Raw genomic sequence first — 10,466 nt, 5'->3', positions numbered from 1 at the left:
CGCTTTTCTATCAATAACGTGCAGAAGGCCGGAAAACGGCCTCACCGGCTCTCTATATAGAAGAGCAAAACCACGCCTTCTATATAGGAGGAATCCTCAGAGCACCCCAGTCTCCTTAAAAATAGCCACTGCACAAGCATCCAGACCCAAAACCCGCTGCAAAACTTCCAGCGTGTTCTCCCCCAACAAAGGAGGCGCATTTCGGTACTCCACAGGAGTCTCGGACAGACGAATCGGACTGGCTACCTGAGGCACCATCCCCGCCAGTACATGAGGCAGCTCGATAGACAGTCCACGCGCCCGAACTTGAGGATCAGCAAACACCTGTGCCAAGTCATTAATTGGCCCGCAAGGCACTCCCGCCCTCTCCAATTGCACAACCCACTCAGCTGTCGTCTTGAAGACCGTTGCCTGGCGAATCAGCGGAATCAACATCACGCGATTGGCAACTCTTAGCGTATTGGTCGCAAAACGCGGATCATCCGCCCACTGCGGCTGCCCGGCGACCTCGGCAAATTTTCGGAACTGACTATCGTTACCCACGGTCAGGATGAAGTCTCCATCTGCCGTAGGAAAATCCTGATAAGGAACGATGTTCGGATGGGCATTCCCTAGGCGCTTCGGCGCATCGCCTGTCGTCAGGTAGTTCATCGCCTGATTAGCCAGACACGCTACCTGCACGTCCAGCAATGCCATATCGATATGCTGACCGCCACCGTCATGATCCCGATGCGCCAACGCCGCGAGAATCGCCACCGCGGAATAAAGCCCCGTCAAAATGTCCGTCAGCGCTACGCCGACTTTCACCGGCCCCGCCCCCTCATCACCTTCAGGTCGCCCCGTCAGACTCATCAACCCGCCCAGCCCTTGGATCATGAAGTCATAACCCGCGCGCTTAGCGTAAGGACCCGTCTGACCAAACCCGGTGATAGAGCAATAAATCAGATTCGGATTGATCGCCTTCAGCGACTCATAATCCAATCCATAAGCCTCCAACCCGCCGACCTTAAAGTTCTCGATCAGGATGTCTGACTTGGCGGCAAGATCGCGCACCAGCTTCTGCCCTTCAGGCCGCGTAAAATCGATGGTCACTGATTGCTTGTTACGATTGGCCGACAGGTAGTAAGCCGCTTCGCTGGTGTTCTCACCATAAGCGTCTTTAAGGAAGGGCGGCCCCCAGGCACGCGTGTCGTCCCCCTTGCCCGGGCGCTCAACTTTAATCACTTCAGCACCCAGATCCGCCAGGACCTGCCCGGCCCAAGGCCCGGCTAGCACCCGAGACAAATCCAGTACCCGTAGATGCGATAGCGCGCCCATGGTCGCTCTCCTATTAATAGAACGCCTGGATACCGGTCTGGGCGCGACCCAGAATCAGCGCATGAACGTCATGGGTGCCCTCATAGGTATTCACCACCTCCAAGTTGACGAGGTGACGCGCGACGCCAAACTCATCAGAGATCCCGTTGCCGCCCAGCATGTCCCGAGCCATGCGTGCGATATCTAGCGACTTACCGCAGGAGTTACGCTTCATGATCGAAGTGATTTCAACCGCCGCAGTGCCTTCATCTTTCATACGCCCCAGACGCAGGCAACCTTGCAGCGCCAGAGTGATTTCAGTCTGCATATCGGCCAGCTTCTTCTGGATCAACTGAGTAGCCGCCAAAGGACGACCGAACTGATGACGATCAAGGGTGTACTGGCGAGCGGTGTGCCAGCAAAACTCGGCAGCGCCCAACGCTCCCCAGGAAATGCCGTAGCGTGCAGAGTTGAGACAGGTAAAAGGGCCTTTCAAACCGCGGACATCCGGGAAGATGTTCTCTTCAGGGACAAACACGTTGTCCATGACGATCTCGCCAGTGATGGACGCGCGCAGACCGACCTTGCCGTGAATCGCCGGAGCGCTCAGGCCTTTCCACCCCTTCTCCAGCACGAAGCCACGGATATCCCCGGCATCATCCTTGCCCCATACGACGAAAACGTCAGCGATCGGGCTGTTGGTGATCCACATTTTGCTGCCAGTGAGGCTGTAACCGCCGTCCACTTTTCGTGCGCGAGTAATCATCGCTCCCGGATCAGAACCATGATCAGGCTCCGTCAAACCGAAGCAACCAATCCATTCCCCCGAGGCCAGTTTCGGCAGGTACTTCTGTTTCTGAGCTTCGGTCCCGAATTCATTGATCGGCACCATCACCAGAGAAGACTGCACGCTCATCATAGAGCGATAGCCTGAGTCGACGCGCTCGACTTCACGGGCGATCAGTCCATAACTGACATAACTCAAGCCACTACCACCGTACTGCTCAGGAATGGTGGCACCCAGTAAACCCACTTCCCCCATCTCGCGGAAGATCGCTGGGTCAGTCTTTTCATGGCGGAAAGCCTCAAGAACGCGCGGCGCTAACTTCTGCTGAGCGAATTGCTCGGCGGTGTCACGAATCATGCGTTCTTCTTCAGTGAGCTGTTGATCCAACAACAGTGGGTCGATCCAATTGAAGCTAGCTTTACCACCCATGAGTGAGTCCTCTCGAATCAGGTCAAATAACGTTGACTGATCCTAGGCGCGGTCCGTCGTCTCGACAAACGAGGATTTAGCATACTGTTGTGCTAATTTCTCACTCCGAAGCATCGCTAGATGCTCATGAGCAAGAAGCATCAGTGAGGTTCACGTACATGCGCAGGAAAATCCCCAGCACAACTGCCCTGATCAGTTTTGAAGCTGCCGCACGTCACGAGAGCTTTACCAAGGCCGCTCAGGAACTTTCGCTCACCCAAGGAGCGATCTGCAGACAGATCGCCAGTCTTGAAGATTTTCTGAGTGTCGAATTGTTCCGACGCTCAAGACGTGGCGTTAAGCTCACAGAAGCAGGGCTTTCCTACAGCCGGAGGGTAGCCACACAACTCGACGCGGTTGAACGGGACACCCTGTCAGTCATGGGCCAACAAGGGGCCAACGTTATCGAACTGGCGGTCGTACCGACCTTCGGCACACAGTGGCTGCTGCCTCGCCTCAAGGACTTCCAACACAAACACCCGGAAGTGACCGTCAACCTTACCAACCGCACAAGGCCGTTTCTGTTCGCCGATACCGAGTTCGATGCCGCGATCTATTTCGGTGATGCGGACTGGTCGGGTACCGAATCCCACCGATTGATGGGTGAGAATCCGATGCCGGTGTGCAGCCCCGCCCTACTGAAGCAAATGACAACCCTGACAGCCACTGACATCGCTGAACTGCCACTGCTACAACAAACTACCCGTCCTTACGCTTGGCGCCAATGGTTCAATGCGCAGAGCCTGAATGTCCCCCGCGACATGACAGGCCCACGCTACGAGCTATTCTCCATGCTCGCCCAGGCGGCCATGCACGACATGGGCGTCGCACTGATCCCACCGTTCCTGATTCAACGTGAACTGACGGAGAAGCGCTTAGTGATTGCCAACCCTCAGGCACTTTCCAGCATCAAGGCCTATTACCTGATAATTCCAGAACGAAAGGTAGCGTCAGCCTCTTTGCGGGCATTTCGCGATTGGCTGGTTAGTCAAGCACAGGGCTACAGCCGCGAATTATAAGGACCGTAGTCAATTTATTAACTCTGTAGTCAATTAAATTGAAACACTACAGATATACGTATATGTCGCATTTTATGAACTGTACTGACATGCAGCAAAAATGTTCCACAAGTACCTAGAGACGTGGCTTTGAGCACTACTTCATAGCGATGACGCTTTATTCACCATGCCGATGTATTAATTTTTAAATTTTCGAAAAATCTCATATAAATCAAGGATCGGAAGGAATAATACGAGTTAGTTGCGACATTTAGTCACAGGGTGACTTGTAGTTAATTTTCCGTCACGCATCATAATCGCTTGAAGGCCACAAAGTTCGCCTGCAAAATGCCGCGCCCCGCCCGGATTTGGCGGGACCGTGCTGATCGGCCCCCCAGTTGCACCATCCGTAGTGCCTGGGTTTACTCAACAAGATCACGCAGGAGATTTGACGTGCACATTGGTGTTCCTCTCGAAACCCAGACGGGTGAAACACGGGTTGCTGCAACCCCGGAAACCATCAAAAAGCTGATCGGCCAAGGTCATAAAGTCACTGTACAGAGAGGCGCCGGCATCAAAGCCAGTGTTGTCGACAGTGCTTATGAAGCGGCAGGCGCAACCATTGGCAATGCCGACGATGCGTTTGGTGCCGATCTGATTCTCAAGGTGGTCGCTCCCAGCGACAGCGAGCTGGCGCTGATTAAAAGCGGCACCGTTGTGGTGGGCATGCTCAACCCGTTCAGCAATGAAACCATCGCAAAGCTGGCCGAGTGCGGCATTACCGCGTTCGCGCTGGAAGCCGCGCCACGCACCTCCCGCGCGCAGAGCCTGGATGTGCTGTCCTCGCAAGCGAACATTGCCGGTTACAAATCCGTGCTGCTCGCCGCCCATCACTACCCGCGCTTCATGCCGATGCTGATGACCGCCGCAGGCACCGTGAAAGCGGCGCGCGTGCTGATTCTCGGCGCCGGCGTCGCTGGTTTGCAGGCGATCGCTACAGCGAAACGTCTGGGTGCCGTGATAGAAGCGTCTGACGTGCGTCCAGCCGTAAAAGAGCAGATCGAATCGCTCGGCGCCAAGTTCGTCGACGTGCCTTACGAGACTGACGAAGAGCGCGAATGCGCCGTCGGTGTCGGTGGTTACGCGCGACCAATGCCAGCGAGCTGGATGCAACGTCAGGCACTGGCCGTGCATGAGCGCGCCAAGCAGGCTGACATTGTCATCACCACGGCACTGATCCCGGGCCGCAAGGCGCCGACGCTGTTGAGCGCCGAAACGGTGGCGCAGATGAAGCCCGGCTCGGTGGTCATTGACCTCGCCGCCGCCCAAGGTGGCAACTGCCCGTTGACGGTGGCCGATCAGGTGGTCGTTGCAAATGGCGTGACTATTTGCGGTCCGACCAACTTGGCCGGTGAAGTTGCGGCAGACGCCTCGGCGCTCTACGCCCGAAACCTGCTGGACTTCCTGAAGCTGGTCTTCAACAAAGAAGGCCAGTTCGAAGTGAACCTAGAAGACGACATCGTCGCCGCGTGCCTGATGTGCCGCGACGGCCAAGTCATCCGCAAAAACGCCTAAGCAGGGACTCAGACGATGGAAGAGCTTATCTCCCCCGGTATCTACAACCTGATCATCTTCGTGCTGGCGATTTATGTCGGTTATCACGTGGTCTGGAACGTCACACCTGCGCTGCACACGCCGTTGATGGCAGTGACCAACGCGATCTCGGCAATCGTGATCGTCGGCGCAATGCTCGCCGCGGCTCTGACCGTGACGCCGCTGGGCAAAACCATGGGCACCCTGGCGGTGGCTCTGGCGGCAGTGAATGTGTTTGGTGGCTTCCTGGTCACCCGCAGAATGCTTGAGATGTTCAAGAAAAAAGCCCCGAAAGTCGCAAAAGAAGAGGCGCCCAAGTAATGAGCATGAACCTTGTCACGACGCTCTACTTGATCGCGTCGATCTGCTTTATCCAGGCCCTCAAAGGCCTGTCGCACCCGACTACGTCACGACGCGGCAACCTGTTCGGCATGCTTGGTATGGGTCTGGCGATACTCACCACTGTCGGCCTCATCTATAAGCTGGGCGCTGAGCTGGCCACCGCAGGGATCGGCTACGTCATCGTTGGCTTGCTGGTCGGCGGCACCGCTGGTTCGATCATGGCCAAACGCGTTGAAATGACCAAGATGCCGGAACTGGTCGCGTTCATGCACAGCATGATTGGCTTGGCTGCCGTGTTTATTGCGATCGCCGCTGTCGTTGAGCCGCAATCGCTGGGCATCGTTAAACAGCTGGGCGACTCGATTCCTGCCGGCAACCGCCTGGAACTGTTCCTCGGCGCTGCCATCGGTGCAATTACCTTTTCCGGATCGGTGATCGCGTTTGGCAAGCTGTCGGGCAAGTACAAGTTTCGTCTGTTCCAGGGCGCACCGGTACAGTTCGGCGGTCAACACAAGTTGAACCTGGTGTTGGGCCTGGCCACTCTGGCGCTAGGCCTTACGTTCATGCTGACCGGCAACCTCAATGCCTTCGCGGCGATGCTGGCTCTGGCCTTCGTGTTGGGCGTCCTGATCATCATCCCGATAGGCGGCGCGGACATGCCGGTGGTGGTGTCGATGCTCAACAGCTACTCCGGCTGGGCAGCGGCGGGTATCGGCTTTTCGCTGAACAACTCGATGTTGATCATTGCCGGCTCGCTGGTGGGCTCAAGCGGCGCGATCCTCTCGTACATCATGTGCAAGGCGATGAACCGCTCCTTCTTTAATGTATTACTCGGCGGCTTTGGTAATACGGCAGACACGGCGGGCCCTGCCGGCTCTAAAGAAGCCCGACCGGTGAAGTCCGGCTCGGCTGACGACGCGACCTTCCTACTGACCAACGCCGACACCGTGATCATTGTTCCCGGCTACGGCCTGGCGGTGGCCCGCGCGCAGCACGCGCTCAAGGAGCTGACCGAGAAGCTGACCCATCGCGGCATCACGGTAAAATACGCGATCCACCCGGTTGCCGGCCGAATGCCTGGGCACATGAACGTATTGCTGGCCGAGGCCGAAGTACCTTACGACCAGGTATTCGAGATGGAAGACATCAACTCCGAGTTCGGTCAGGCCGACGTGGTGCTGGTACTCGGCGCTAACGATGTGGTCAACCCGGCTGCGAAGAATGATCCAAAATCACCGATTGCCGGCATGCCGATCCTGGAAGCGTTCAAGGCCAAGACCATCATCGTCAACAAGCGTTCGATGGCCAGCGGTTATGCCGGTCTCGACAACGAACTGTTCTACCTCGACAAAACAATGATGGTCTTCGGCGACGCCAAGAAAGTTATCGAAGACATGGTCAAAGCCATCGAGTAAAACCTGCTCCAACGCAAGACCCAAAACCTCAGCCTTTAGTAGGCTGGGGTTTTTTTATGCTCGGTGAAAGCCGACCAAAGGCTCTAAATGAGGGTTTGGCATTCGACCATGGTAGCGGGACGAATGTTTTTGAAATCACTAGACTGCGCATCTTGCTTCCGTTGCCCGAGATAACAATCCATGTACCGTGATCGTATCCGCTTGCCTTCGTTGTTAGATAAGGTGATGAGCGCCGCCGAGGCTGCTGCTCTGATTCACGACGGAATGACCGTCGGCATGAGCGGCTTCACCCGCGCCGGTGAAGCCAAGGCCGTGCCGCACGCACTGGCCGAGCGCGCCAAGACCACCCCGCTGAAAATCACTCTGATGACCGGCGCCAGCCTGGGCAACGACCTCGATAAGCAGCTCACTGAAGCCGGTGTCCTGTCGCGACGCATGCCGTTCCAGGTCGATAGCACGCTACGCAAAGCGATCAACGCTGGCGAGGTCATGTTCATCGATCAGCATCTTTCGGAAACCGTGGAGATGCTGCGCAACCAGCAGCTCAAACTGCCGGACATCGCGGTGATTGAAGCCGTGGCGATCACCGAGCAGGGTCATATCGTGCCAACCACGTCGGTAGGCAACTCGGCCAGCTTTGCGATTTTCGCCAAGCAAGTGATCGTCGAGATCAACCTGGCGCATAACCCGAATCTGGAAGGGTTGCACGACATCTATATCCCGACTTACCGTCCGACCCGCACGCCTATTCCGTTGATAAAAGTCGACGACCGTATCGGCAGCACCGCCATCCCGATACCGCCGGAAAAGATCGTCGCGATCGTGATCACCAATCAGTCCGATTCGCCGTCTACCGTGCTCCCGCCGGATACTGACACCCAGGCCATCGCTAACCACCTGATCGACTTCTTCAAGCAGGAAGTGGCCGCCGGCCGCATGACGAACAAGCTTGGCCCGCTACAGGCCGGCATCGGAACCATCGCCAATTCAGTGATGTGCGGCCTGATTGACTCTCCGTTCGAAGACCTGACGATGTATTCCGAAGTGCTGCAGGATTCGACCTTCGATCTGATCGACGCGGGCAAGCTGAGCTTTGCCTCGGGCAGCTCGATCACCTTGTCGGCCCGGCGCAACGCTGACGTATTCGGCAACCTGGAACATTACAAAGACAAGCTGGTGTTGCGCCCTCAGGAAATATCCAACCACCCGGAAGTGGTTCGGCGCCTGGGTATCATCGCGGTCAATACCGCGCTGGAATTCGATCTGTACGGCAACGTCAACTCCACCCACGTCTGCGGCACACGAATGATGAACGGTATCGGTGGCTCCGGTGACTTCGCGCGCAATGCGCACCTGTCGATCTTTGTCACCAAGTCGATTGCCAAGGGCGGAGCGATTTCCAGCGTGGTGCCGATGGTCAGCCACGTCGACCACACCGAACATGACGTCGACATCCTCGTCACCGAGATCGGCCTGGCCGACCTGCGCGGCCTGGCGCCGCGGGAACGGGCACGCGTAGTCATCGACAACTGTGTGCATCCGGATTATCGACAAGCGCTGGATGATTACTTCACCGCCGCCTGCGCACTCGGTGGGCACACCCCACACATCCTGCGCGACGCACTGAGCTGGCACATCAACCTGGAAGAAACCGGGCGCATGCTGAAGGTATAACGACAGCAAAAAACAGCTGACGTACATACAGTTGCGTCAGCTGTGAGTGCCGCTGCGGCTTTCTGCTTAAAACTGTACTGCTGTACCGGTCATTTCCTACGGTCATAACCTACATTTCCGGTCGAATACGCAAAAAAGGCACTAAATTAGTGCGGACAAGTACAGTTGCCTCAATTTAGACCCGTACAAAGCCTTTTAACAGATAACTGGTCCCTCACATTACAGGTGAACTGTATCTAGAGAGACTAGGCAAACCAGAGGATCATGGGCACCAGTCAAACCACTACCTAATCCCGCCACAAGCGGAAGGATGTCAACCATGGAACGTACACTCAGTTCCGAGCTGTTTTTCCAAGATACCGCTGCAAAAACCCAAGCTTCCATGCCTCTTCGCGTTCTTGCCAACCTGATGTTGTGGCAGCGCCGCATCTCCAGCCGCCATCAACTGGCTCGTCTGGATTCGCGTTTGCTGGCAGACGCCGGGATTAGCGAAGCACAACGCTACGAAGAGCTGAGCAAGCCATTCTGGCGCTAAGTTAGCGTCGCTGGCTCTGACCTGCAGGGTCCACCGCCAGCAACCCGAATTGAATAAACAAAACCCGTCGTGGGAAACCACGACGGGTTTTGTCGTTTTGGGGGCTGAGACTGAGCCCATACACAAAGGATAAGAAACAATAATCACAGTTTTAAATTGCATTAAATTGAACCGGTACAATTTTACTTTCCTGTGCCTGTTACGGCAAACCAGACGAGGTAACAATGCTTATCTCAACCCCCTGGCAGAAGGTCCTCGCCATGAATAACTTACCGAATGTTTCTGTTTCTCCCCATGAAACGACGACCCGTTTCAGCAGGCTACGGGGATTACTGAAGGCTTTCGCCAACAGCCCGGAAAGAGTCAGAACCCGGCGTTTATTGGGTCAACTCGATGAACAACAACGCTCTGATTTAGGTATCAGCCAGGCTGATCTATTCGCTGAACTGGACAAACCGTTCTGGCGCTAACGCTTTACCTGAACCAGCGGGACTGTCCGAACCGATACCCGCGGGCCTAATATCCAGTGTGAACGTGGCGAACAGGGCACGACAGGCGTCTGATTCACCAGACACTGCGCCACCTCTCATCTCGATTCATTCACAGGAGTTACCCCATGTCTCGTCTTCGCCTGCTAAGCGCTGCGGCCCTGCTCGCCATGTCTGCCAATGCCAACGCCTCCAGCTTTATCGTAACAACCGATGCCGTTGTGGGGGCGCTCAAGTCCAGCTCCGATGCAACGTCCAATCTGTCCTCGTCGTTGCGTGACAACAAAATCGTACGTGCCGCCCGTGATGACGCCGCCAGCTTCGTCGCCACCAATGGCGCCATCCGCGGTGTGAAACTGGAAAGCGCGCTCGATGAGATCCATCGCCAGGCACCGCAGCTCAATGCCACCGACGAACAGTTGGCCCAGGCCATTCTGTCGATCTAAGCACGCGCGTCGTGTCCCGATGTTTCGGGGCTGGCTCTAGCGGGGGCATTCCGCTAGCCTTGGGACTCGCTTTCAGCTATCGAGTCTCATGCGTTTTCTTTCATACCTGTTGATGGTTCCGATCTTCGTCGGGGCCTGCTGGTCAGGCTTTGCCAATGCATTCGATGTGTCGACACAAGGCATTGTGGTCAGCAGTTACGCCACCAGCAAGGTGACCTCCGCGCCCTTCGACCATAAACTGTTAGTCGCTGCGCAGGATGACGCGGCGGCTTTCATCGCCAGTGATGGCCAACTGCGAGGAGCGCAACTGGAATCAGCCCTGGTTTACCTGCGCCGAGCCCAGCCAAAACTTCATGCCAGCGACCTTGAACTGGCACAGGCAATTCTCGTCCAATAGTCATCTTTGTTCTTCCGGAGTCGTTCC

Annotated in this window: 11 protein-coding genes; 9 read left to right on the top strand and 2 right to left on the bottom strand. The window is 56.2% G+C overall.

Going from position 1 to position 10,466, the window contains the following annotated elements; all coding sequences use genetic code 11:
• Window positions 1-96: 96 nt before the first annotated feature.
• The gene (locus RHM68_RS26530; RefSeq protein ID WP_322219929.1) at window positions 97-1,317 is read right to left on the bottom strand and encodes a CaiB/BaiF CoA-transferase family protein; all 1,221 of its coding nucleotides are present in this window, start codon (window positions 1,315-1,317) and stop codon (window positions 97-99) included.
• 13 nt (window positions 1,318-1,330) lie between these two features.
• On the bottom strand, window positions 1,331-2,512 hold the full coding sequence (locus tag RHM68_RS26525) for an acyl-CoA dehydrogenase (protein WP_322219928.1): 1,182 nt from the start codon (window positions 2,510-2,512) through the stop codon (window positions 1,331-1,333).
• A 158-nt stretch (window positions 2,513-2,670) separates the two neighbouring features.
• Here RHM68_RS26525 and RHM68_RS26520 point away from each other — a divergent pair, with 158 nt between their 5' ends.
• The 9 genes from RHM68_RS26520 (at window position 2,671) to RHM68_RS26480 (ending at window position 10,439) form a co-directional block, all read left to right on the top strand.
• Window positions 2,671-3,570: a LysR family transcriptional regulator gene (locus RHM68_RS26520; protein ID WP_322219927.1), complete on the top strand. Its 900-nt coding sequence runs from the start codon at window positions 2,671-2,673 to the stop codon at window positions 3,568-3,570.
• Window positions 3,571-4,002: 432 nt separating this feature from the next.
• Complete coding sequence (locus tag RHM68_RS26515; protein WP_322219926.1) at window positions 4,003-5,124, top strand: Re/Si-specific NAD(P)(+) transhydrogenase subunit alpha; 1,122 nt, start codon at window positions 4,003-4,005, stop codon at window positions 5,122-5,124.
• 15 nt (window positions 5,125-5,139) lie between these two features.
• Window positions 5,140-5,463: an NAD(P) transhydrogenase subunit alpha gene (locus tag RHM68_RS26510; RefSeq protein ID WP_016978856.1), complete on the top strand. Its 324-nt coding sequence runs from the start codon at window positions 5,140-5,142 to the stop codon at window positions 5,461-5,463.
• On the top strand, window positions 5,463-6,899 hold the full coding sequence (locus tag RHM68_RS26505; RefSeq protein ID WP_322219925.1) for an NAD(P)(+) transhydrogenase (Re/Si-specific) subunit beta: 1,437 nt from the start codon (window positions 5,463-5,465) through the stop codon (window positions 6,897-6,899). Before RHM68_RS26510 ends, RHM68_RS26505 begins: the two co-directional genes overlap by 1 nt.
• A gap of 180 nt (window positions 6,900-7,079) precedes the next feature.
• A complete protein-coding gene (locus RHM68_RS26500; protein ID WP_322219924.1) occupies window positions 7,080-8,573 on the top strand; it encodes an acetyl-CoA hydrolase/transferase family protein in 1,494 nt (497 codons plus the stop codon).
• Window positions 8,574-8,892: 319 nt separating this feature from the next.
• A complete protein-coding gene (locus RHM68_RS26495; protein ID WP_322219923.1) occupies window positions 8,893-9,108 on the top strand; it encodes a DUF1127 domain-containing protein in 216 nt (71 codons plus the stop codon).
• Between the two features lie 260 nt (window positions 9,109-9,368).
• Window positions 9,369-9,578 carry a DUF1127 domain-containing protein gene (locus RHM68_RS26490; RefSeq protein ID WP_322219922.1) on the top strand — a complete coding sequence of 70 codons (210 nt, stop codon included), beginning with the start codon at window positions 9,369-9,371 and terminating at the stop codon, window positions 9,576-9,578.
• 146 nt (window positions 9,579-9,724) lie between these two features.
• Window positions 9,725-10,042, top strand: a complete 318-nt coding sequence (locus RHM68_RS26485) for a DUF2388 domain-containing protein (protein ID WP_322219921.1) — start codon at window positions 9,725-9,727, stop codon at window positions 10,040-10,042.
• Window positions 10,043-10,130: 88 nt separating this feature from the next.
• Window positions 10,131-10,439: a DUF2388 domain-containing protein gene (locus RHM68_RS26480; RefSeq protein WP_322219920.1), complete on the top strand. Its 309-nt coding sequence runs from the start codon at window positions 10,131-10,133 to the stop codon at window positions 10,437-10,439.
• Window positions 10,440-10,466: the final 27 nt, after the last annotated feature.

It is taken from the genome of Pseudomonas sp. DC1.2, assembly GCF_034351645.1.
In the GTDB taxonomy this organism is placed as follows: domain Bacteria; phylum Pseudomonadota; class Gammaproteobacteria; order Pseudomonadales; family Pseudomonadaceae; genus Aquipseudomonas.
Note: the sequence above shows the minus strand (reverse complement) of the source record. Positions and strands in the feature narration are given on the sequence as shown.